This is a genomic window from Paraburkholderia sp. PREW-6R (assembly GCF_039621805.1).
In the GTDB taxonomy this organism is placed as follows: Bacteria; Pseudomonadota; Gammaproteobacteria; order Burkholderiales; family Burkholderiaceae; genus Paraburkholderia.
The window spans coordinates 1,873,638-1,893,726 of record NZ_CP155074.1 but is presented as its reverse complement, the minus strand read 5'-3'; the positions used below and the strand labels follow the sequence as shown (position 1 = coordinate 1,893,726).

19 protein-coding genes and 1 riboswitch are annotated in these 20,089 nt (G+C 64.3%); of the genes, 9 read left to right on the top strand and 10 right to left on the bottom strand.

Annotated elements, in window-relative coordinates; all coding sequences use genetic code 11:
- Window positions 1-4: 4 nt before the first annotated feature.
- The 5 genes from AAGS40_RS23700 to AAGS40_RS23680 are packed head-to-tail and all read right to left on the bottom strand — an operon-like array spanning window position 5 to window position 5,504.
- A complete protein-coding gene (locus AAGS40_RS23700) occupies window positions 5-1,510 on the bottom strand; it encodes an efflux transporter outer membrane subunit (RefSeq protein ID WP_345815394.1) in 1,506 nt (501 codons plus the stop codon).
- On the bottom strand, window positions 1,507-2,553 hold the full coding sequence (locus AAGS40_RS23695) for an HlyD family secretion protein (RefSeq protein WP_345815392.1): 1,047 nt from the start codon (window positions 2,551-2,553) through the stop codon (window positions 1,507-1,509). The genes AAGS40_RS23700 and AAGS40_RS23695 overlap by 4 nt, the downstream gene beginning before the upstream one ends.
- Window positions 2,550-2,759, bottom strand: coding sequence for a DUF1656 domain-containing protein (locus AAGS40_RS23690; RefSeq protein WP_007176114.1), 210 nt, complete (start codon window positions 2,757-2,759; stop codon window positions 2,550-2,552). The genes AAGS40_RS23695 and AAGS40_RS23690 overlap by 4 nt, the downstream gene beginning before the upstream one ends.
- 45 nt (window positions 2,760-2,804) lie before the next feature.
- A complete protein-coding gene (locus tag AAGS40_RS23685) occupies window positions 2,805-4,907 on the bottom strand; it encodes an FUSC family protein (RefSeq protein ID WP_345815387.1) in 2,103 nt (700 codons plus the stop codon).
- Between the two features lie 6 nt (window positions 4,908-4,913).
- Window positions 4,914-5,504, bottom strand: a complete 591-nt coding sequence (locus tag AAGS40_RS23680; RefSeq protein ID WP_345815386.1) for a MarR family transcriptional regulator — start codon at window positions 5,502-5,504, stop codon at window positions 4,914-4,916.
- A 313-nt stretch (window positions 5,505-5,817) separates the two neighbouring features.
- On the opposite strand from AAGS40_RS23680, the gene AAGS40_RS23675 reads away from it, so the two are divergent.
- Genes AAGS40_RS23675 through AAGS40_RS23665 form a run of 3 tightly spaced genes read left to right on the top strand, consistent with a single transcriptional unit; the run spans window position 5,818 to window position 7,465 of the window.
- On the top strand, window positions 5,818-6,021 hold the full coding sequence (locus AAGS40_RS23675; RefSeq protein WP_345815385.1) for a hypothetical protein: 204 nt from the start codon (window positions 5,818-5,820) through the stop codon (window positions 6,019-6,021).
- Window positions 6,018-6,194 (top strand): hypothetical protein, encoded by a 177-nt coding sequence (locus tag AAGS40_RS23670; RefSeq protein WP_345815384.1) that lies wholly within the window; start codon window positions 6,018-6,020, stop codon window positions 6,192-6,194. Before AAGS40_RS23675 ends, AAGS40_RS23670 begins: the two co-directional genes overlap by 4 nt.
- Window positions 6,191-7,465 carry a diguanylate cyclase gene (locus AAGS40_RS23665; protein ID WP_345815383.1) on the top strand — a complete coding sequence of 425 codons (1,275 nt, stop codon included), beginning with the start codon at window positions 6,191-6,193 and terminating at the stop codon, window positions 7,463-7,465. Before AAGS40_RS23670 ends, AAGS40_RS23665 begins: the two co-directional genes overlap by 4 nt.
- A gap of 53 nt (window positions 7,466-7,518) precedes the next feature.
- On the opposite strand, the gene AAGS40_RS23660 is transcribed toward AAGS40_RS23665, so the two are convergent.
- The 3 genes from AAGS40_RS23660 to AAGS40_RS23650 all read right to left on the bottom strand — a co-directional run bounded on the left by AAGS40_RS23660 (window position 7,519) and on the right by AAGS40_RS23650 (window position 11,680).
- Window positions 7,519-9,177, bottom strand: a complete 1,659-nt coding sequence (locus tag AAGS40_RS23660) for an ATP-binding protein (protein ID WP_345815382.1) — start codon at window positions 9,175-9,177, stop codon at window positions 7,519-7,521.
- A gap of 3 nt (window positions 9,178-9,180) precedes the next feature.
- Window positions 9,181-10,698, bottom strand: coding sequence for an ATPase domain-containing protein (locus AAGS40_RS23655; protein WP_345815381.1), 1,518 nt, complete (start codon window positions 10,696-10,698; stop codon window positions 9,181-9,183).
- A 73-nt stretch (window positions 10,699-10,771) separates the two neighbouring features.
- Window positions 10,772-11,680: a LysR family transcriptional regulator gene (locus AAGS40_RS23650; RefSeq protein ID WP_345815380.1), complete on the bottom strand. Its 909-nt coding sequence runs from the start codon at window positions 11,678-11,680 to the stop codon at window positions 10,772-10,774.
- A 188-nt stretch (window positions 11,681-11,868) separates the two neighbouring features.
- Here AAGS40_RS23650 and AAGS40_RS23645 point away from each other — a divergent pair, with 188 nt between their 5' ends.
- From AAGS40_RS23645 to AAGS40_RS23630, 4 genes are all read left to right on the top strand, one after another.
- Entirely contained in the window at window positions 11,869-12,930 is a 1,062-nt protein-coding gene (locus AAGS40_RS23645) for an alpha/beta hydrolase (RefSeq protein ID WP_345815379.1), read from the top strand.
- The gene (locus tag AAGS40_RS23640) at window positions 12,927-14,273 is read left to right on the top strand and encodes an MFS transporter (RefSeq protein ID WP_345815378.1); all 1,347 of its coding nucleotides are present in this window, start codon (window positions 12,927-12,929) and stop codon (window positions 14,271-14,273) included. Before AAGS40_RS23645 ends, AAGS40_RS23640 begins: the two co-directional genes overlap by 4 nt.
- A 37-nt stretch (window positions 14,274-14,310) precedes the next feature.
- Window positions 14,311-15,336, top strand: coding sequence for an alpha/beta hydrolase (locus tag AAGS40_RS23635; protein ID WP_345815377.1), 1,026 nt, complete (start codon window positions 14,311-14,313; stop codon window positions 15,334-15,336).
- 106 nt (window positions 15,337-15,442) lie between these two features.
- Window positions 15,443-15,883 (top strand): hypothetical protein, encoded by a 441-nt coding sequence (locus AAGS40_RS23630; RefSeq protein ID WP_345815375.1) that lies wholly within the window; start codon window positions 15,443-15,445, stop codon window positions 15,881-15,883.
- 33 nt (window positions 15,884-15,916) lie between these two features.
- On the opposite strand, the gene AAGS40_RS23625 is transcribed toward AAGS40_RS23630, so the two are convergent.
- On the bottom strand, window positions 15,917-16,492 hold the full coding sequence (locus tag AAGS40_RS23625; RefSeq protein WP_345815373.1) for a histidine phosphatase family protein: 576 nt from the start codon (window positions 16,490-16,492) through the stop codon (window positions 15,917-15,919).
- Window positions 16,493-16,548: 56 nt separating this feature from the next.
- Window positions 16,549-16,709: riboswitch (cobalamin riboswitch) on the top strand.
- Window positions 16,710-16,750: 41 nt separating this feature from the next.
- Here AAGS40_RS23625 and AAGS40_RS23620 point away from each other — a divergent pair.
- Both AAGS40_RS23620 and AAGS40_RS23615 read left to right on the top strand, forming a co-directional pair.
- Window positions 16,751-16,972, top strand: coding sequence for a CbtB domain-containing protein (locus AAGS40_RS23620; RefSeq protein WP_345815371.1), 222 nt, complete (start codon window positions 16,751-16,753; stop codon window positions 16,970-16,972).
- A gap of 14 nt (window positions 16,973-16,986) precedes the next feature.
- Complete coding sequence (locus AAGS40_RS23615) at window positions 16,987-17,730, top strand: CbtA family protein (RefSeq protein WP_345815370.1); 744 nt, start codon at window positions 16,987-16,989, stop codon at window positions 17,728-17,730.
- Between the two features lie 168 nt (window positions 17,731-17,898).
- Here the strand turns inward: AAGS40_RS23615 and AAGS40_RS23610 are convergent, their stop codons facing one another.
- Window positions 17,899-19,836: an FUSC family protein gene (locus AAGS40_RS23610; RefSeq protein WP_345815369.1), complete on the bottom strand. Its 1,938-nt coding sequence runs from the start codon at window positions 19,834-19,836 to the stop codon at window positions 17,899-17,901.
- Window positions 19,837-20,089 lie beyond the last annotated feature (253 nt).

The following is a 20,089-nucleotide window of genomic DNA, read 5'->3' as shown; positions in this document are numbered from 1 at the left end:
GCGCTCAGGGCGCTTTCTCTGCCGCGGTCGGCGTGGTTTTGACACTCGCCGTGCCGGTGGCGGGCACGGAACCCGCAGGCCCGGCACCCGCGCTCATCTCCCATCCGCCGCCTAGCGACATGAAGAGATTGACCTGATCGACCGCCACCTGACCCTCGGCAGCCGCCACTTGCGATTTCGTCGACGTCAGCGTGCGCGTGGCATCCAGATCCGAAATGAACGACTCGCGCCCGGCCAGGTATAGCCGATGCGTTTCGTCGGCCGACTGCGCCGCTGACTTCAGCGCGCCACGCAATGCGTCGGCGCGGGCATAGTCCGACTGGTAAGTGGCGAGATTCGTTTCGGTTTCACGCAGCGCGGTGAGCACCACGCCGTCGAATCTGGCGAGCGCAACCTGGCTCGACGCCTCCGCTTCACGCACACGTCCGCGCGCGCCGTTGGTCGGGAACGTCCAGCTGATCAGCGGACCGAAGGCCCAGCGCGCCGTGGGCTGCGTGCCGATGTCTTCGAGAATGCCGGTAAAGCCGGTTGACGCACCAATACTCACCGTCGGATACAACGCGCCGGTTGCCACACCGATTCGTGCGGTGGACGCCGCCAGTTGCCGTTCGGCTTCGCGCACGTCCGGCCGACGCCTGAGCAGCCCCGCGCCGTCGCCGACCGGGATCGGCTGGCGAATCTGCGGCAATGTATCGCAAGCCAGCACGGCAGGCGGCAGATCGGACGGCGCGCGCGCGAGCAGCGCTGCGAGCCGGTACTGCGCGATCTTGCGGCGCGCCGTGTAGCGCGGAATATCCGCCGACAGCGTGTCGACCTGAGTCTGGCCGCGCGTCACGTCGGGCTGATTGCCGCGGCCCGCGTCGCGCAGTCGGCGCGACACGTCCACGCGCTGTTTCTGCAGGCTGAGCGATTGCTGCGCAATCTTCAACTCCTCAGCGGCGGAACATTGTTCGACATACGAGCGGACCACGTCGGCCACGACGGTGACGCGCGCAAGATCGCCCGCTGCCAGAACGGCCTCGGTGTCCGCCTGAGCCGCTTCCACCCCGCGCCGCAGCTTGCCGAACAGATCGATTTCATACGAAATGCTGATGCCGATATCGCCTTCGTTGGCGACCGGCAGTTTCTCCGTCAGCAGGTATTGCTCGCCGGATTCCTGCGCACGCTCGATCAACGCCGAGGTCTTGCCGGAAAAGCCGCCTTGCGCCTGCGCGACGCCGAGCGCCTCGCGCGAGCGCGCGAGATTCGCTGCGGCAACGCGCAGGTCGGTATTGGATTGCAGGGCCTCGCCGACAAGGTTGTTCAGCACCGGATCGTCGTACAGTTTCCACCAGAGCGGCGGCACATTCGCGCTCGACGTGAGCGTGGCGTCCGTGCCTTCGAGCGTGGAATTGGCGAGCGGCGCGTTGACGAGCGCCTGCTTCGGCACGGAGTAATCGGGCCCGACGTTGATGCAGCCGTTGAGCGCGACCGCGAGCGGCAGCAGGGGCAAAGTGCGCGACAGCTTCATTGCGACGCACCCGAAGCAGCCACAGCCGACGTGGCGGGGGCGGTCTGCGCAGCCGGGCCGGCGGAAGCGGCCGACGCCGGCGGCACACCCGTCACCGCCGAGGCCGTCGCGGCGCCTGACGCCGAATCGTCCACGGAACCCACCGCGGCCGCCGCCGGGTGCTTCGTCGCCGTGGGCGACAGATCGCGCACCGACACCGTGGCTGTGCGTCCGGCGATCATGCGGAAGTCGGCGGGAATCTCGTCGAGCGCCACACGCACCGGAATGCGCTGCGCGAGCCGCACCCAGCTAAACGCCGGGTTCACGTTCGGCAGCAGATTCATGCCTTGCGTGCGGTCACGGTCTTCGATAGCGGCGACGATGCTTTGCACGTGACCGCGCAGCACGTTCGGCTCACCCATGACCTTGATGTCCACCGGCTGGCCGATGTCGATGCCACGCAGCTTGGTCTCCTCGAAGTAGCCGTCCACGCGGAACGAATGCATGTCCACCACCGCGAGCACCGCGCGGCCCGCCGCGACGTACTCGCCCGCGCGCGGCGCGCGGTCGTTCAGATAACCGTCGACGGGACTTCTGATCGTCGAGCGTTGCAGATTCAGTTTCGCTGTGTCGATGGCGACGTTCGCATCGGCGAGCGCGGCTTCCGCCTGTTCGACGCGCGAGCGGCTTTCTTCGGCGACTTCCGCCGCGACGAGGTCGCCGAGCTTGCGGTTACGCACATCTTCGCGACGTGCCTGGTCGAGCGTCGCGCGGCGCTGTTGTGCGGTGGCCTGCGCCTGGCGCAGCGCAAGCGTATAACGTGCCTGGTCGATCTGGAACAGCACCTGTCCTTGCCTGACCTGCTGGTTGTCCATCACCTCGACTGATGAGATCAAGCCCGAGATATCCGGCGCGACCTGAATGACATCGGCGCGCACGTGTCCGTCGCGGGTCCACGGCGCGAACATGTAGTAGCCGACCAGTTTCCACAGCACGAAAGCTGCAACGACGACGACGATCAGGGTCAGCAGAATCTGACCGACGGAAAACCAGGTTTTTTTCACGTTATTAGTCTGTGCGAAACGACGACGACAAGGCCCAGCACCAGCACATAGATGCCGAGATCGAAGATGGAGCGATGCCAGACGAAGCGGTAGAAGCCGACGCGCGCGAGCACCGTGCGAATGGCGAGGTTGATCAGATAGGCGATCAACATCAGCACGAGCACGGCCGGCACGAACACGCCGAAAATATCGATTTCACCGATCATCGCGGGAAGTGGAAAAAGGAAGTGAAGGGCAGTGGAACGGGCGCATCAGGCGGCGGCCTCCGCATCGGGCGGCGCGGGACTCTTTAGCGTGGCCGGAAATAGAGAAAGACGCAAGCCGACCAACGCGTGCAGCGCCTCGCGCAGCTGACGCGCGGAAGTCGGCGAAGCCTGGCCGCCGGGCGCCGCGTTCGCGAGGCCTTGCGCGGTGACGCGCGCCACGGCCGAATCGATCGAGGTCATCAGTGCTTGCGGCACCGGCTCACGCTTTCGCCCCGCAATACAGCTTTCGTAATACTCGCGCACGCCGTCGAGCACGACGTCGATTGCAGCGGGCGACTCGCCGCCGAGCTTGCGCGTGAGACGGCGCAAGTCGAGCGCGTTGAAGGCAATGCGCAAGTCGCGAAAACTTTCGATCGACGGATGGCGCTTGTCGTCCGTCGCTGCCAGGCGCGGTATCAGTTGCATCAGCCGGTCGAGCATGCGTGCGGCGAGATTGCGCGGGTCTTCGATTGGGCGTCTGGAGGCCGTGAGCGCGACATCGGCCCAACTCGAGCGCAACAGCCGCGACGCTGCGAGTTCAGCGCCGAATGGCCGCGTTACACGAGTCCACAGATAAGCGAACAGCAGACCGGCAAGTCCCGCCAGATTGCTGTTCATGAAGATCAGGAAGTTGGCGTCGTAGGCGTCCTGAATACTGATGAACGTTGCGGTGTTCACGGCGACCAGCACCGTCACCATGTTGAACTGCGGGCGTGGAATCAGCGTGCCGACCAGAATGAACGGTGCAGCGAACATGATGACCAGCATGGGGAAGTCGTGCACGTGCGGCAGCACGGCGAACAGATAGACGCCCGCGGCCACGACGCTGATCGCCGTGGCAAGGAAGAACTTGAAGACAAACGGCGCGGGCTCGTCGAGCGCGGCGAAGAAACAGCACGCAACGGCGGCCAGCGTCACCGCGCTCGCGCCATCGTTCCAGCCGGAACTGATCCACAGAAAGCACGCGAAAACCACGGCTGCGCCCGCCGAGACCGTCGAAAACAGCATGATGCCCCGGTCGAAAAAGCGCTCCGTGCCGCCCAGCCGCCAATGCCGGAAGCGCGGCCGCCACGAACCTTGTTCGCGCGTGATGATGATGCGCAGCGACCGGCAGTCCTGCCACACGTCGATGACCTGTTTCAGCCGCCACAGCGCATTGGAAAGCAATGCGTGATCCCAGTTCGCCAGCGCGACGGGCTCGGGTTGCATCGCCGCGATGCGTGCGCGCAGCGCGTCGGCGGTGGCATCGGGCTGCGTGCCCTCGCCCGCCGCGGGAAGCGGTTCGTTGAACCACTGGATCACGTCTTTGAGCAGCGCTTCGAGTCCTTCGGGCCAGGTTTGCAGCCCGCTGTTATAAAGCGCGACGAGCGGATCGGCGAGCGACGACATGATCGGCAGCAGCAACTGCATACGGCCGCGCAATTCATAAGCGCGCACGAGCACGTCAGGCCGTGTCTGGTCGTACGAGAGCTGGCTCAGCAACAGTTCAAGACCGTTGACGGTGGCGGCGATCCGCTGGCGCGCAGCCGAAACCGCGGAGCCGGCAATCCGGCCAGACAGCGTTTCGGTTGCAAAGAACGCGGCGTCGCGAAACCAGGCGTCCGTGCGTTCGATGATGGTCGGCGCGAGCCGGCTCGGAAACAGCGCGCTGCCCACGACGCTCGCGCAGACGATGCCGAGCGTGATCTCCTCGGTCCGGCTGATCGCGAGATCGAACACGCCGTTCGGATTGGTCACCGAAGGCAGCGCGATGATCGGCATGGTGTAGGCCGCGAGCATGAACACGTAGCTGCGCGCGGTGCGGTCGGACACGGCGAGATAGAGAAGCGTGCCGACCCATAGTGCGACGACCACGCTGAACAGATACGGCGATTCGACGAACGGCGGCACCAGCAACACCGCCGCCGACGCGCCGAGCATCGTGCCGAGCGCACGATAGAGCGCCTTCGAGCGGGTGGCGCCGACGAACGGATTCGACACGATGTAGACGGTCGCCATCGCCCAATAGGGACGTGGCAATTCGAGGGCGAGCCCGATGTAGAGCGCGAGCATCGCCGCAGCGAACGTCTTGACCGAGAACAGCCAGTCGCGAAGAGTGGGATAGACCATAAAACGTTATGCCGGGTCGCTGGCGTCAGGCGGCGCCGCTGCGTCTACTTTACCTTTGCCGGGTTTGTTTGCTTTGCCGTTGTGGGCGTTTTTCGCGGCGGCCTTGCTGTGAGACTGCACCGGTTCCGCCGCGTCGCGTTCATCATCCACGGGGTCGGCGCGATCCGGGGCGTTGGCGGTGAACGCCGACAGCACCCGCAAGGTCGCCTCGAGATCGCTGCGCGACACCCCTTTCAATGCCTGCGCGCGCAATGTGACGAGTTCTTCTTCCATCCTGGCGGTGACGGCGCGGCCTTCGTCCGTGAGCGCAACGGTCTTGGCGCGCCGGTCCTCGGGGTCTTCTTCGCGACGCATGAGTCCGGCTGCGCAGAGCTGATCGAGCAGCCGGACGAGCGACGGCCCTTCGATACCGACATGATCGGCCAGCGTGACCTGACGCACCGCCTCGCCAAGCCGGCTGGCGGTGAGAAGCGGCGTGGCGCACGCCTCGGAGACGTTGAAGGCCGCCAGTACGCCGTGGCTCGTGCGCCGCCACTTGCGGGCGGCGACGACGAGGGCGCTGCTGACAGTGCGGCGCAGGACATCGAGATTTGACATGGCCGGTATTGTATTGTCTAAATATTCGTTAGCAAACTATCAGATAGTTATTTTTTGCAAAGCGATGCATTGGGTCTTTGTCATGCGTCGCGGCTGTCTGGACGCCCGCTCGCGATCCGCCTCAACGTTTGCCTTACAGGCGCGTCTCTGACTACAACGAGACGCGCTCCCTAAAATTGCCGCCGTCGGTGTCGTTAACACGTTCGTATGGCGGGTTGATGTCGATGCGGTCTCGTTCAGAAGACGATAAGCTTGGCCCGGCAAACTCACCGCGCCTTCACGTGGCGAGCCGCGGTCTTTACTGGAAGGTATCGTGACTGATGAATTTGACAGCGTGTCGCTCGCGGCACTGAATGTCGCCGACGCCGAAGCGTTGGATGCGCTTCCATTCGGCGTCATCGGCTTCGCGGGGGATGGACGCGTCACCCGCTATAACGCGTACGAATCGAAGTGCGCGGGCCTGCGCGCGGCGAACGTGCTGGGCCGTCATCTGTTCGACGAAGTCCGCCATGTATGAACAACTTCATGGTCGCACAGCGTTTCGAAGACGAAGCCGAAGCCGGGCTCGACGCAATCGTGGACTATGTGCTGACCTTGCGGATGCGGCCGACGCCCGTGCGTTTGCGGCTTCTCGCCGGAGCAGGCAGCGCCGCGCGGTTTGTGCTCGTCGAGCGGAAAGCCGCGCGGTGAGCAACGCCGACGAAGCGCTGGAAGAGCTTCAGGGCGAACACGAAGCGCTGCTTTCGTTCGTCTATATGTCGCCCGTGGGCATGGTGCGCAGCAATGCGAAAGGCACGATCGACATGCTCAATCCGCTCGCGTCGCAATTGCTGATGCCGATCGTCGGCGATCAGGGCATCGACAATATCTTCGATTGCCTCGCATCGGTCGCGCCCGAGGTGCGCAATCTGGTCGAGAGCTTCAGAGCGGAGCGTGGGCGCATTTGCGAACATCACCGCATTTTCGTCACGCCGGCGCACGAACGCGCGGTCGTATTGTCATGCTCGATCATCAAGCTTGGTGCCGATCTGCTGATGACCGTGCTTTCCGACGTGTCGCGCCAGGTCGCGGCCGAGCGTCGGGCGCGGCAGACCGAGTCGTGGCTCGCGGCGATTTACACGAATGTGAAAGACTTTTCGTTCTTCACGCTCGACGTGCAAGGCCGGGTGGAAACGTGGAATGATTCAGTGGAACGCGTAACGGGTTACAGCGGCGCCGAAGCCATTGGCCACACGCTCGCCCTTTTCTATGAGGCGGGGCAGTTTGCGCCGCATCGTTCACCGGAACATCTCGCCTTTGCCCGCGACCAGGGCTGGCACGTCGAGGAATGCTGGTGCCAGACCCGCGCGGGCGAGCGCTACTGGGGGCAAATTCTCGTCGCCGTCTCACGTGAAGAGGACGGCGAGTTCACCGGCTACACCGTAGTGCTGCGCGATATCACCGAGCGCAAGATGACGGCCGACAACCTCAAGCGTCTGCTCACCACGGACCATCTGACCGGCGCATCGAGCCGCGCGCATTTCTTCGAGGTGGCCGAGGCCGAAATTGCGCGTGCGCAGCGCGTTGGCGACGCCCTCGCAATCGTGATGCTGGACGCGGATCACTTTAAGCGGATCAACGACACGGCCGGCCACCTCGCCGGTGACGAAGTGCTCAAGCGGATCGTCAGCGAGGCGAAAATGCTGTTGCGGCCGCAGGATATGTTTGCCCGCTTGGGCGGCGAGGAATTCGTGCTGCTGCTGCGCGGCGCGGACGGGCAGCAGGCGGTACAGGTGGCCGAGCGTTTGCGCGCAGCGGTGGAGGCGGCGCGCATCGCCACGGTGGCGGGGGAATTGCGAGTGACCGTGAGTCTTGGCTGCGTGACGCTCAGCGAATCGTGCGCCACGTTGCAGGCGCTGTTGCATGCAGCCGACCGCGCGCTTTACACGGCCAAGACGGCAGGCCGCAACTGCGTGCGCTAATGCACGCGCGTGCGGCGTGACGTCATGCCGGCCTCGGCAGATCAGACGGAAGCTCAGGCAGCAAGCCCGAGCCGCACGGTGCGCGCGAGATCGTCGAGCTGAAAAGGCTTGCGCAAGATCGTACAGCGCTTCACCGCGAGGCCCGAGATGTCGACGTCCGCGTAGCCGGTTGCGAGGATCACCGGCAAGTCCTCACGCATCTTGCGCGCTTCGGCAATCACGTCAATGCCGTTCATGCCCGGCATCGCGAAGTCCACCATCAGCAGGTCAGGCTTGTCGTCTTCCAGCCGGTTGAGGCCCGCACGCCCGTCCGCCGCTTCGGTCACCGTATAGCCAAGCATTCTGAGCGACTCAACCAGCATCGCGCGCACGTCGCCGTCGTCTTCCACCACCAGCACGCGCTTCTCGCCGACGGCGTTCGCTTCCGCGTTCGCCTCTTCGGCGGCCTGCGGGGCGACGCGCTCGCGCAGCGGCAGCCAGATTTCAACGGTCGTGCCGTTGCCTTCCTCGCTGAAGAGGCGCGCCGTGCCGCCTGCCTGCCGCGCAATGCCGTAGACCTGGCTCAAACCGAGGCCGGTGCCTTTGCCGATCGGCTTGGTGGTAAAGAACGGGTCGAACACGCGCGACACCACGTCGGGTGGCACGCCCGAACCGGTATCGCTGACTTCGAGCACCACGTATTTGCCTTCGTCGAGCGTCTGGTCGGGCGCCTCGCGTTCCTTCACGCGAATGCGCAGTTCGCCGCCGCCGGGCATTGCGTCGCGCGCGTTGATCGCGAGATTGAGGATGGCGAGTTCGAGCTGATTGGCGTCGGCTTGCGTCCACATCTCCTTAGTGTCGAACTCGTTCGTATAACGGATGCCCGAGCCAAGCGATACGGTGATGATGTCGCGCATCCCTTGCAGGAGCGCCACGACGTCGATTGCCTTCAGATCGAGGTTGCTGTTGCGGGAGAACGTGAGCAATTGGCCCGTGAGTTTCGCGCCGCGTTCGGTGGCGCGCTTGACGGTTGCGGCCATGCCGCGAATACGGTCGTCGCTGCTCACCCGGGCGATCAACTCCGAGTTGACCATAATCACGTTCAGCAGGTTGTTGAAGTCGTGCGCAATGCCGCCCGTGAGCTGCCCGAGCGCTTCCATTTTCTGCGATTGCACCAGCACGGCCTGCACTTTCGCGCGCTCGTGAATCTCCGTCATCAGCCGGTCGTTAGCGGATGCGAGTTCCTGCGTGCGTTCGGCGATGCGGCTTTCGAGCGAACCGTTGAGCTGTTCGAGCGCATCCTGCGCCTCGATCCGCTCGGCCAGATGGCGGCGCGACTCGTACTGCCGCGCGCGCGCCCGCAGCGACGACGCCACTGCACGCCGCAACGTCTCCGAATTGAGCGGCCGTTCGAGCACGACGACGTTGCCGAGCCGTTCGAGCACTTCGAGCCCACGCGCGGAGCGATGTCCGACGCGCGACGCGGCCAGCAGAATGAATGGAAAGTCGGACCAAGCGTGCTGCTGCTCGAGCCACGCGAAAAGGCGCGACGCGCGCTCGCCCGCAAGCGCTTCCTCGGCGATCAGCGCCGTGCCGGCGCCGTTCTCCAGCGCTTCAGTGAGCGCATCGGCATCGCGGCAGGTTAAGCAAATGCGTTCGTCTTTCTGCAGCACTTCGGCAATCACATCGGCGTCGCGGCCAAACGGCGCCAGGATAAGGACGCGGTGCTCCATACATTACTGCCCGGACGTGTCGATGACGCGATCCGTCGCGCCGAGCAGGGCCGTGCTGCCGTTATAGGACGGCAGTCCGGACAGCACGCCCTCGAAGTCGCGCAGTGCTTCGCCCACTTCGACCCCGCCTGCCGCCAGGCGGAACTGGCGAATCGAGCGTTCGTGCGCATTGGCACGGCTCTTCACGGCGGTAATGGCTGTCAGCACCTCGCCGTGATGCTCGAAGTAGCGGAACAGGAGCACCACATCGCTCAGATAGCTGATGTCGATATCGCTCTGTACCTCGCCGATGATCCCGTGCTGCCCAAGCACAAGCATCGTAATGACGCCTTGCTGGTTCAGATAGCCGAGCAGTTCGTGCATTTGCAGCAGCAGGTAACGCTCGCCGGGCATGGCCTGGAGATAGGCGTTCAGACTGTCGATCGCGACATGCTTCACGCCCTGCTTCTCGACGCATTTGCGTACGTCGCATGCGAATTCACCCGGCGAGATTTCCGCCGGATCGATCTGGCGCAACGTCAGCAAACCGCTTTCCACATGTGGCGCGAGAAACATACCCAGCGCGTTGCAGCGGATCATCAGCGTAGACAGTGTTTCGTCAAAGACGTAATACACGCAACGCTCGCCGCGTTCGAGTGCCGCGATCAGACACGACACTACGGTGGTCGTCTTGCCGACGCCGGACGGTCCGATGATCAATGCGTTGGTGCCCGGAATCAGGCCGCCGCCAAGCAGCGCGTCGAGACCCGACGTGCCGGTGCTCATCATGGCTGTCGGAAAATCGGCGTGATGTTCGGCGGCCACGAGGCGCGGATAGACCTCGATGCCGCCCGTGTCGAGGGAGAAGTCGTGATAGCCCTCGCGGAACTTGATGCCGCGCATCTTGGAGATGCGCACGCGCCGCCGGTTGCCGCCGTAATCGTGTACGACGTTATCGAGGCTGATCACGCCGTGCGCGATGCTGTGCAGCTGCACGTCGCCGGGTTCGGACGTGTTGTCGTCGAGGAGCAGCACAGTGCACTCACGCGTCGCGAAATAGCGTTTGAGCGCGAGAATCTGTCGCCGGTAGCGAAGCGGGTTCTGCGACAGCAGGCGCAATTCCGACAGACTGTCGAGCACGATACGCGCGGGCTTCAGTTCGTCGACCTGCTTGATCACGTTTCCCACGGTCTCGCCAAGCTCGACCTCGGCCGGATGCAGCACGGTCTGTTCGTACTGCGGGTCGAGGCCTTCGTCGGAGAGCAGTTCGAGAATCTCAAAACTGCTGAGATCCCAGCCATGGCTCTCGGCCACCGAAATCAGTTCGGCGCGCGTCTCGGAGAGCGTAATGTACAAGCCCGGCTGCCCATCGGTCACGCCCTTGAGTAAGAATTGCAAGGCCAAGGTGGTTTTACCTGTGCCCGGCGCGCCTTCCACAAGATACATGCGATGAGGCGTAAGACCGCCTCCGAGAATGTCGTCGATTCCATCGATTCCCGAAGAAAGGCGGCCCTGTTTGCCGGCGGCAGGTTTATTTGACATGGCGTAGCGTTCGCGTCGATTGGATGGTAAGTGATGATCGGCCGGTAAGGCGTGAATGCAATTTATGTGCCCGTTATGAACGAGCACGCGCTTTGACCAGTTGGATAAAGCGCGTGGCGGCGCTGTTATGGATCGACTCAGGGTAGGCGAGATGAAGCGGCGCGCTCAGCCGGTTGGGCTGGGTCAGCGTGCAATACACCGTGCCGACCTGGTCGTAACGTTGCATGGAGGCCGGCACCAGCGTCACACCGAGGCCGGTTGCCACCAGATTGATGCCCGACACCATGCGCGGCACTTCTCGCGCGATTCGCGGGACGAATCCCGCCTGACGGCAGGCGGCCAGAATGTCGGCATACATGCCCGGCGCGCCGGGGCGGCGGACCAGGATGAAGTCTTCGTGCGCCAGTGCTTTGAGCGACACCTGCGGTCGCCTTTTGCCATGCGTTTTCAGAAGTGGATGTCCGACCGGCAACACGACGACCATCGGTTCGTCGAGCAGCAGATCGAAGGCCACGCCTTCGCGGGCGGCGACGGGCTTGCGCAAAAAAGCCGCCTGTATCTGACCGGCGGCAAGACGCTCAATGATCTCCGCGGCGTTCAGTTCGGCCAGCTCCACGGCAACCTCGGGACACACGGAGCGGAAGGCGCGAATTGCTTCGGTGGTGAAGGGATGAAACGCGGCCGAACTCGTCAGGCCAATCGAAAGGGTGCCCAATTCCCCGCGCGCAATGCGGCTCGCGCGCTCCACGGATTGCTGGAGATCATGCAGCAGACGTTGCGCGTCTTCGGCGAACGCGTGACCGGCCGGCGTCAACGCCACGCCACGCGGCATCCGCACGAAGAGTTCGAAGCCGATCTCCTCTTCGAGCATTCGAATCTGCTGCGACAGCGGCGGTTGTTGCATGGCCAGCCGTTCCGCCGCGCGGGTGAATTGCCCTTCCTCCGCGACCGCGAGAAAGTAGCGCAGATGACGAAGTTCCATGGTGTGCCTGTCTCCCAAAACGGCTTCTCTGCCGCCATATCTTCTATATATGGATACTGTCTGCAAACGGTATTTTACATTTGCCATGACCGCTTCTATGATCACGTCGATTGCGTCCTGCCAGCAGTTAATCGCGCGGCGGATCGCAGCACAGAACAAAGCCAGCGGGACTGGGATTGGAGACATCAGTGAAAAGACATCATGCGGTAGTCCTGTCGGCCTGCATCGCGCTCGCTGCACAACCGGCGTTCGCGGCGCAGACGCGCGAGTCGCACCTGAAGCCGGTGGCAACGATCTCGGACACGCGCTTCACTCTCGTCACGCCGCAGGGCCGTGCGCAATTTCCGCTGTATCTGTCCAAAGACTGGAGCGTGCCGCAACCGCACGTGACGCGCGCGGTGATCGTGATTCACGGCAAACTGCGCAACGCCGACGTTTATTTCCGCACGGCCGAAAACGCCCGCGAAGCGGCCCATGCGGACGCCGACGCAACGCTTCTGATCGCGCCGCAATTCCTCGCCACGCTCGACACGCTCGACACGCGCGCGCACGATGAAACTGCCAGCCTGCTGCGCTGGCGTGGCGACGCGTGGATGGGCGGCGAGACGGCGCAAGCGCCGCTGCCGATCAGTTCCTTTGACGTGCTGGATGCGATCGTCGCGCGTCTGGCGGATCGCAAGCTGTTTCCTGACCTGCGGCAGGTGGTCTTCGCCGGGCACTCGGGCGGCGCGCAGGTCGTGCAGCGCTATGCGATCGCCGCGCACAATGTCAGCGCGCTGACCGACGAAGGTATCGACGTGCGGTACGTGGTGGCAAGCCCTTCGACTTACGCTTATTTCGATGCGCAGCGTCCGAATGCACAAGGTGTGGCGGCGCCGTTCGACGCGGCCGCGTGTCCCGACTTCAATCAGTGGAAGTACGGCATGGATCATCGGCCGCCGTATCTGCGCGACCGCTCGCCTGCGCAACTGGAAGCCACCTATGCGGCGCGCCGGATCGACTATCTGGTGGGCGGCGCCGACGACGATCCGCAGCAACGCGCGCTCGACAAAAGCTGCGCCGCCGAAGCCCAAGGGCCGCAACGCGTCGCGCGGGCGCAGGCGTACTACCGCTATATGCAGACGCGTCATCCGGACGGCCTGAAACAGTCCTTTCATATCGTGGCGGGCGTGGGGCATGACGGCTCGCGCATGCTGACGTCGGCGTGCGCGCTGTCGGCGATGTTCGGTGCACAAGGATGCGAGCCATGAGCGATGTCACCCTGAATGAACACGATGGCGCGGCGGCCGCGAACGGGTTGAGTCCGTCGATGGTGCGGCGCGCGATCTTTTCTTCCGTGCTCGGCAACGGACTCGAATGGTTCGACTTCCTGATTTACGGCTATTTCGCGAAAATCATCGCGCAGGTGTTCTTCCCCGGCGGCAGCGGTTTCGTGTCGATCATGCTGACGCTCGCCACGTTCGCCGTCGGCTTCGTCGTGCGGCCGATCGGCGGCATTCTGCTCGGCATTTACGCCGATCGCGCGGGGCGTCGGAAGGCGCTTTCATTGCTGATCATTTCGATGGCGGCCAGCACGCTGCTGATGGGCCTCACGCCAAGTTACGCGAGCATCGGCATGGCGGCGCCGTTGCTCGTCGTGCTTGCACGTCTGCTGCAAGGTCTTTCGGTGGGCGGCCAATTCGCGACCGCGTCGGCCATGCTGGTGGAGTACGCACCGCCGAACAAGAAAATGTTCTACGGCAGCTTCAACATGTCGGCACAGGCGTTCGCGCTGCTGCTTTCGTCCGGTGTGGGCTATCTGCTCACGACGCAACTCACGCACGACCAGCTCGTCGCATGGGGATGGCGCTTGCCGTTTCTGTTCGGCGCGCTGGCGGGGCCGTTCGGCTTTTATATCCGTCATCGCGTGGCGGAGTCGCCGGAATTCGAGCGTCTGCTCGATCATAAGGACAGGCCGCCGCCCGTGACCATTCGCCAGTTCTTCCGTGAGAACGGCGATGCGGCGATCTGCGCGATGGGCGTGATCATCGTCGGCGCGGCGACCAATTATGTATGGCATTCCTATCTGTCGGTGTACGTGGAGCGGCAATTGCATCTGCCGCTGTCTACCGCGTTGCTAGGCGCGTTCGTCTCGGGCGTGCTCAACCTGTTCCTGTTTCCGCTGTCCGGCAAGCTCGCCGACCGGTTCGGTGCGTACCGTCTGTTTTATCCGATCGTCATTGCGTGGATGGTGTGCGTGTATCCGCTTTATCACTTCGTGGTGACCCAGCCGACGCCGGGTCACCTCTTTATTGCGCAGATGATCGCGACCGTGTTTCTCGCGGCCATGTCGGGCGCGCATCCGGGCATGCTGGCGACGCTGTTTCCGGTACGTAGCCGTTCAGCCGGTGTGGCGCTGTCGTACAACATCGCGGTGACGCTGTTTGGCGGCATGGCGCCGCTCACCATCACGGGTTTGACGAAGTTGTCGGGCAGCAGTTTGACGCCCGCGTTCTATCTGATCTTTGCCGGCTTCGTGTCGCTTGCGATGGTGTATTTCACCCGTTCCGGGCGCGAGCCGCGGCGAGCGGCCGCGCGTTCGCTGACGCATTGAACCGCCGACGCCTTGTATAAAACGACGAGTCTTCAGCATGACCCAGCCTTTGACCACAGATGACGAACGCGCACCGAACGAGAGCCCGGTCGCGGTTGTCGCCAGCCGGCATTTGAGTGTGACGACGCCAGCCGGCAGCGGCACCGTGCCGGTATTTTCCAACGGTGACTGGCTTGCGCCGACGCTCGATGTGCGTCGCGCGGTCATCCTGATTCATGGACGACTGCGCAACGGCGACACTTACTATGAACTCGCGCAGCGCGCTTGCGCACTCGCCGGCGGTCAGCCGGCCGACACGCTGCTGATCGTCCCACAGTTTCTCGCGACCGCCGATCTGGACGCGCACGCGTTGCCGTCGTCCACGTTGCATTGGGAATGGACAAGCTGGATGGGCGGCGAGAATGCAGAGGGGCCGGTGCCGCTCAGTTCTTTCGACGTGCTCGACGCGATCGTGCAAACGCTCGCATCGCGTGAGCAGTTTGCTTCGTTAAGTGAAGTGGTGATCGCGGGACATTCGGGCGGCGCGCAGGTCGTGCAGCGTTACGCGGTGCTCGCACGCGACGACGCGCGGCTCGCTGCGCGCGGCATCGGGATGCGTTATGTCGTGGCCAATCCATCGTCGTATGTGTATTTCGATGCGAAGCGGCCCACCGGACCCGAGGGCGACTTCGTGACCTTCGACGAGGCGGCGTGTGCCGGTTTCAATCGCTGGAAGTATGGGCTCGACGATCTGCCCGCCTACGCGCGCCGCGAGGACGGGGTGTCCGCCGGCACGCTGGAATCGCGCTATACGCAGCGCGACGTGACGGTGTTGCTGGGCGGGGCGGATTGTGACCCGCAGCATCCGGCGCTCGACCGTTCGTGCGCGGCACAGGCGCAAGGCGCGCATCGGCTTGCGCGCGGGCTCGCTTACGCTCGCTATATGCGAGCGCGGCATCCCGGAGGTCTGAACGCGCATCGCACGTTCGTGATCGAGGGTGTCGGGCACGACGCGAAGGGCATATTCGCGTCGCCGGAAGGGCTGGCCGCGCTCTTCGGCGTGACAGCCGGGACGGGCGGGTGACGGCTGACCGGTAGCGCCGTGACCGGCGCAATATGGGCATAACGCGTGCTACCGCGTTTCATGTCGTTCGTGATCCCACAATCGAAAATGAAAGGACCGCGCCAACATGAAAACAATCCGACTTTCCACAGCCGCGCTCGCCGCTGCCTCCTTCGCCGCTCTGCTGCCGTTCAACACGTATGCCGACGATGCGCCTAGCCCGTGCGCATCGCTCAAACACATTGTCGCGGCCGCGCCGGGCGGCCTCGCTTCACTGACGCCGGATGACGGCAAGGGCGTCGCTCAGCCCTATGGCGACGATGCGCAATGCGCGGCCAGCCGCGGCAGCTACCAGTGTACGTGGACACCGCATCACGACGCGGGGTCGAACGCGGACGCACTGCAAGCCGTCGCCGCCGACGTTGCGTCCTGTCTGCCCGAAGCGACGCACGACCAGAATTCGCCGGGACGTCAGCACTTTTATCTCGGCGCGAAGGGCAAGCGGACTGACATCACGTTGACGCCCACCGGGTCGAACAAGTTGCGGCTGGTGATATCGGGCAAGTAAGCGAGGCGGACGAGTACGACGGCTCCCGGTCGTTCACTGCCCGGCGGGCCACCATGTCCAGCCGCGCCGCGAGCGGCGTAATTCAACGAGCGACAGCGGTGCGATTTCAATACGCGAGAAGACGCCCGGCGACGCTCCAAGCGTATGGACGATGGCCGCGCGAATCACCGCTGCATGCGTGACCGCGACAACAGAGGGCGTCTGTTCGAACACGCTTTCCACCGCGTCGAGCCAGTGCCCGATCCGCACGACGAGTTCGCTGAACGACTCGCCGCCGGGCGCTCTGGCGTCAGGATCGCGTGTCCATGCGGCGAGTTCTTGCGGCGTCTCGGCGCTGAGATCGACGAGGCGCCGCCCTTGCCAGTGACCGTAGCCGAGATCCTCCAGCGCGGCGTCGACCGTGGCGGAGAGGCGCAGTGCTGCAGCAGTTTCGCGCGCGCAAATAGCAGGGCTCACGCGCGCTGCTGCGTCGTCCGGAATCGGAAGACGGGCGCGCGCGGTTTGGGCTTCGGCGAGGCCGCGGGCGTCGAGCGGGTCGTCGGCGGGAAAGCGGGCGGCGCGCATGGCGGCGGTCGAGGCATGGCTGATCAGCAGGAGCCGTGTGTCCATTCTGGGCGATTCCATGAAATACAACGCTGGCGCGCGGCGCGGGACCACGCGCGTGAGGTTGCCGGGCGTCGAAGTTTAGCGCGTAGAATAACGGCGCTGCGAAGCGCGGAAGCCGGTGAGAGCCCGGCGCGGTCGCGCCACTGTAACCGGCATCGAGAGTCGAACCCAGCGTTCGCCCCGGCCGGAAGCCAGACCTGAGCTTCGCACGGTTCCCTTTTAATCGACTATCGGGGCGCGCTACCCCAGGAGATGTCCGTCATGAACGACGCTGTTTTCGATCCCGCCACTCAACCCGTTGCTCAGCCCACACCGATTCCACTGCGCGAACTGCTGCCATGGATCGTATTTGGCGGTTTGCTGATGTTGCTCGCCCTCTATTTCGTGGGTGCGGAAGAGGGCGCCACGTCACTGGTGCCTGGCATGTACGTGCATGAGTTCGTGCACGACGGCCGCCATCTGCTCGGCTTTCCTTGCCACTAACGGAGCAGAACGACATGGTGGGTAAATTGTTGGTACGCGGGATGCTCGCTGGCATCGCCGCGGGGCTACTTACGTTCGCGTTCGCCAGACTGGTCGGCGAACCGCAGGTCAATCAGGCCATTGCATTCGAAGCGAAGGCCGATGCCGCGAGGGGCGAAGCGCCCGAACCCGAACTCGTCAGCCGCGACACGCAGCGCGGGATCGGCTTGCTCACGGGTGTGGTCACGTACGGCGCCGCGTTCGGCGGGCTGTTCTCGCTGGTGTTCGCGTATGCGTATGGCCGAGTGGGCGTGCTCGGCGCGCGTGCGTTGTCCGCGTGGCTCGCGATAGGGGCGTTCGTTACGCTGGTGATTGTGCCGAACATCAAGTATCCGGCGAATCCGCCTTCCGTCGGGGACCCCGATACGATCGGCGCCCGTACCGGGCTTTTCTTCCTGATGATCGCGATATCGGTTGCGGCGATGGTGTTCTCGCTCAAGGTGCGTCGGCCTCTGGCGGCGCAATTCGGCTTGTGGAACGGCTCCATCATCGCGGGTCTGGTGTTCGTCGTGATCATTGCAGCCGTGCAGCTGTCGATGCCGGCGATCAACGAAGTGCCGGAGGCTTTCCCGGCGGTGCTGCTGTGGAAATTCCGCGTGGCGGCGATCGGCATGCAGGTCATCATGTGGACGACCATCGGTCTGCTGTTCGGTGCGCTGGTCGAGCGCGCGCAACGCGCCACGCTGAGCGCGAGACGTGAGGTGGCGCGGTCGGTGTGATGCGGGCTTCGGGTTGACGGGTGTGACGCGGCGCCTCACTGGGGCGTCGCGTTCGTTGCGCACCGTCGATGAACGCTTTGGCGTCAAGTAGTTGGGACGGTTGTGGGTGGGTTGTCCAGGTTTATGGACAATTTCTGTGGGTAACTCAACCTCCGTCAAAACGCTGGGTCAAACACCCTTTCCTCGCACACCCCACCCAAGCCACATCCGCCGGCGCGGTCCCACCGGCTGCGTGAGCCGCTCGAACAACTGCGCGACTGCGCCATCCAGTTGCGCGAGCGCAGGTGCCTTGACGGCATCGGCATCGAGTGCGGTCGCGGTCGAACTCGAGGACGCGTCGAGCCCGGACGCTGCAACCACGCCGCTATAGCGCGCAATCAGCGCATCCAGTCGCGCCACGATCGGTTTCCTGTGTGCAGCGCTCACCGCCGCAGCGTTGAGCGCGCGAACTTCGCCAGGTGCTTCGCGCCGCGTCGGATCGCTCAGCACTCGCGCCCAGTGCAGACAGCACAGCAGCGACCCTGTCGCGAGCTCCACGTCCGGATTCCACACCACCACGCGCTGCGTCTGCAGCGGCCGCAACGCAAGTCGCAAATCGTGCCAGCTGCGATCGAGCCTGCGCATGGCAGGCCTGGTGTCGGTGTGGGTATCGGTGCCGGAGACTTGCGCGTGCTCCGTCGATCCCGCGAGCCGCACCACGTCGCGCAATGCAGCGAGCACCGCGCCAAGGCGCGTCTCGACGTGGCGGGTCGTCGCGAGCGGCATCATCAGGATTGCCACGGCGAACGACACGACGCAGCCCACCAGCACTTCTTCGATCCGCAATTCGACGAGCGGCCCCATCGCAAAGCCCAACTCGCCGTACACGAGCCCGACCAGCACGGTGATAAAAAACACGCCGGGCGCGTACGCGCTCAGGATGAAGTAGGCCCACCCGAAGACGCACAGCACCATGGCAGCCACGAGCAGAAGCGGCGAATCGTGCAGCGGCGCAACCAGCAACACGCTGACCAGTGCGCCGCCCACGGTGCCTGCCATTCGCTGCGCGCCGCGATAGACCGTATCCGCGCGCGACCGCGTACCGAGAAAGACCACAAAGGTTGTGATCACGGCCCAGAACCAGCGTTCGGGAGAGAGCGAGTGGCCAATCAGCATCGCAAGAAACGCGGCCGTCGTGGCGCGCGTTGCGGGCAGCCAGCACAGCTTGCCGCGCAGATCGGCGAGACGCTGCGCTGCGGTGAGCGCGACGCTGTTCGCCTCGGCACCCGACAGCGCTCGTTGCATGTCGCGCCGGTACGCCATCTTTGCTAGCCGCGCAATCGCGTGTCGCAATGCGTCCGTCGTCGCTTGCGCGCCGCTGTTTGCCGGCGATGACGCGAACGCATGCTGCCCCGCGGCGACTTCCACTTCGACGATCCGCTCACGAATCGTGTCGGTTTTGGGATGATTGAGGAGCGCGAGTTGCTCCTCGAGCGAAAGCGCCGCTTCATTCAGCGCAGACAGATGCGCGGCGTTTGGCGATTGCAACACGCGCGACGCACGCAGCGTCACCGTATGCACGGCAAGCCGGAGACTGACAGCGGCACGCGCCGGTACGAGCACACGGCCGACCAGCGCGACCATGGCCGGCCCGACGACGGACAGAAGCAGCGCTTGCGCGAGATGCGTCGCGGCAGGATGCAGATACAGGCCGAGGTAGAAGCACACCACGCCGAGCATTGCGCAACCGAGCGCTCGCGGCCCGCACGCCTGGCACAACATGCCGACGAACATCACGACCAGAAAGCCCGCATCGCCGGACAGCGCGTTGCGGCTAAGCAGACTCGCCGCGGCGAAGCACGCGCACGCGCAGGCGTAGAGGCACACGAGCGTGGTGAACCATGCGCGGCGCTTCGCTTCGCGCACGAACAACGGCGCGACCATGGCGAACAGGATCGCAGGAGCGACGAGCGTGACGGGCTGATGACGGGAGACGGCCCACGCAATCGTGACCATGCCGGTCAGCAACACGGCAAGTGCAACGCGTAGGGCGTTATGAAGACGCACGAGGCCTGGGTCGGTAACCAGCAGGCGGTCGGTGACGCGCGAAAACGCGGCAGCAATCATGATCGATGATGTCCAGGCAAAATGGCCGCCACCGGCTTTTGGCCGATCGCGGCAGGGCGGGCGCTGGCCCGCCACCTTCATATCGTCGAGCTGTGCGTTCGCGCCGGGATCACCGGCTGAACGCACCGTCCGACGACGGGCGATAACACAACGAACAGACACGCCGAGGGTGCTGCAAGGGTGGCGCAGCGTCTCCGGCGGGTTCGGGTTTTCCCGGATGATACCGGGTCAAAATTAGCCTTGTCCCAATTTT

Excerpts from the sequence above, each read along its gene's own strand:
- AAGS40_RS23700 (WP_345815394.1), bottom strand. The coding sequence starts at position 1,510 with ATGAAGCTGTCGCGCACTTTGCCCCTGCTGCCGCTCGCGGTCGCGCTC.
- AAGS40_RS23670 (WP_345815384.1), top strand. The coding sequence starts at position 6,018 with ATGAACAACTTCATGGTCGCACAGCGTTTCGAAGACGAAGCCGAAGCC.
- AAGS40_RS23635 (WP_345815377.1), top strand. The coding sequence starts at position 14,311 with ATGACCCAGCCTTTGACCACAGATGACGAACGCGCACCGAACGAGAGC.
- AAGS40_RS23650 (WP_345815380.1), bottom strand. The coding sequence starts at position 11,680 with ATGGAACTTCGTCATCTGCGCTACTTTCTCGCGGTCGCGGAGGAAGGG.
- AAGS40_RS23640 (WP_345815378.1), top strand. The coding sequence starts at position 12,927 with ATGAGCGATGTCACCCTGAATGAACACGATGGCGCGGCGGCCGCGAAC.
- AAGS40_RS23620 (WP_345815371.1), top strand. The coding sequence starts at position 16,751 with ATGAACGACGCTGTTTTCGATCCCGCCACTCAACCCGTTGCTCAGCCC.
- AAGS40_RS23680 (WP_345815386.1), bottom strand. The coding sequence starts at position 5,504 with ATGTCAAATCTCGATGTCCTGCGCCGCACTGTCAGCAGCGCCCTCGTC.
- AAGS40_RS23610 (WP_345815369.1), bottom strand. The coding sequence starts at position 19,836 with ATGATTGCTGCCGCGTTTTCGCGCGTCACCGACCGCCTGCTGGTTACC.
- AAGS40_RS23685 (WP_345815387.1), bottom strand. The coding sequence starts at position 4,907 with ATGGTCTATCCCACTCTTCGCGACTGGCTGTTCTCGGTCAAGACGTTC.
- AAGS40_RS23690 (WP_007176114.1), bottom strand. The coding sequence starts at position 2,759 with ATGATCGGTGAAATCGATATTTTCGGCGTGTTCGTGCCGGCCGTGCTC.
- AAGS40_RS23630 (WP_345815375.1), top strand. The coding sequence starts at position 15,443 with ATGAAAACAATCCGACTTTCCACAGCCGCGCTCGCCGCTGCCTCCTTC.
- AAGS40_RS23660 (WP_345815382.1), bottom strand. The coding sequence starts at position 9,177 with ATGGAGCACCGCGTCCTTATCCTGGCGCCGTTTGGCCGCGACGCCGAT.
- AAGS40_RS23655 (WP_345815381.1), bottom strand. The coding sequence starts at position 10,698 with ATGTCAAATAAACCTGCCGCCGGCAAACAGGGCCGCCTTTCTTCGGGA.
- AAGS40_RS23615 (WP_345815370.1), top strand. The coding sequence starts at position 16,987 with ATGGTGGGTAAATTGTTGGTACGCGGGATGCTCGCTGGCATCGCCGCG.
- AAGS40_RS23625 (WP_345815373.1), bottom strand. The coding sequence starts at position 16,492 with ATGGACACACGGCTCCTGCTGATCAGCCATGCCTCGACCGCCGCCATG.